General features: G+C 59.0%; 2 protein-coding genes. Both read right to left on the bottom strand.

The window, feature by feature from the left end:
* Window positions 1-15 precede the first annotated feature (15 nt).
* A complete protein-coding gene (locus VB737_RS07060) occupies window positions 16-888 on the bottom strand; it encodes an IS3 family transposase (RefSeq protein ID WP_500312214.1) in 873 nt (290 codons plus the stop codon).
* Window positions 889-898: 10 nt separating this feature from the next.
* Window positions 899-1,186 (bottom strand): IS3 family transposase, encoded by a 288-nt coding sequence (locus VB737_RS07065; protein ID WP_043325251.1) that lies wholly within the window; start codon window positions 1,184-1,186, stop codon window positions 899-901.
* Window positions 1,187-1,267 lie beyond the last annotated feature (81 nt).

The following is a 1,267-nucleotide window of genomic DNA, read 5'->3' on the forward strand; positions in this document are numbered from 1 at the left end:
TGAGGTGGATGGCTTTTATTGGACAGATTCGGCCCCTGACATCGTTAACTCTGGGCGGGAAGGACAGGGTTTGGTCTCAGTGTAGACCTCATGGGGAGTTTTGCCTCCCAGTGCGCTGTGCGGTCTTACATGGCCGTACCTCCAGAAGAAGCGGGCCAGACTGATCTCCGCTTCCCAGCCATCGCTGTAGGCACGCAGATACACCTCCTCATACTTGACAGTGCGCCACAGCCTCTCCACCAGGATGTTGTCAAAGCACCGCCCCCTGCCTGACCAGCTGATCTTGATGTCTTCTGCCTTGAGTCGTTGAACGAAGGCCGATGAGGTGAATTGACAGCCCTGATCGGAATGGAAGATCTGGGGCTTGTGGCGACTGGCCAGGGCCATCTCCAGGGCCTCCAGGCAGAATTCCGTGTCAAGGCTGTTCGAAAGCTTCCAACTGAGCACGTGCCTGGAGAACAGGTCCACAATCGCCACCAGGTACAGGAAGCCCTTCCGCAGTGGGATGTAGGTGATATCTGTCGCCCAGACCTGATCTGGAGCCGTGAGGAGCTGGAGGTCCACCAGGCAGGGAAAGCGCTCTGATGGTTCGCCCGGCACCGTGGTGCGAGGCTTCTGGTAGATCGCCCGTAATCCCATGCGCCGCATGAGGTTTCGGACACGGTCACGGCTGATAGGGATACCGTCTCTGGCCAGATACTGCACCATCCGACGGCTGCCAGCGGTCGGATCCTCCAGGTAGAAGGCATCGATCCTGGCCATGATTCGTAGCGTGGATTCACGCACCGGCACCGGCTGGTAATACAGAGAGGATCGAGGCAGGCCCAGCAGCTCACATTGACGGCTGACCGTGAGCTCAGGGTGGTCATGATCGACCAGTTTTCGCAGTTCACGGGCATCAGAGCAGTTGAGACTTTTTTTTCAGCCACTCCAGCTCCATCTGGAGTTTGCCAATCTGCTGGAACAGCTCAGCCTCCTTGGCCTGGCTTTCGTCCTTGGCCTGCGTCTTCTTGCCCCGGGTGAACAGGTCGCTGGCACCCTCCAGCAGCTGCTTCTTCCACTGGCTCACCTGGATCGGATGCACCGCATGATCAGCGGCGATCTCCTGGAGTGTCTTGCGGCCACTGATCGCCTCCATGGCGACCTTGGCCTTGAACTCGGGGCTATGGGTGCGGCGTTTGCTCATGGGTGGGAGCCCCCTCTTAGGGGCGGTGCCCCGCCTCACAGGTTAACGATGGACCCTGTCCAGAAAAACCAGACCACCTCA

It is taken from the genome of Synechococcus sp. BA-120 BA3 (assembly GCF_034931285.1).
In the GTDB taxonomy this organism is placed as follows: domain Bacteria; phylum Cyanobacteriota; class Cyanobacteriia; order PCC-6307; family Cyanobiaceae; genus Cyanobium.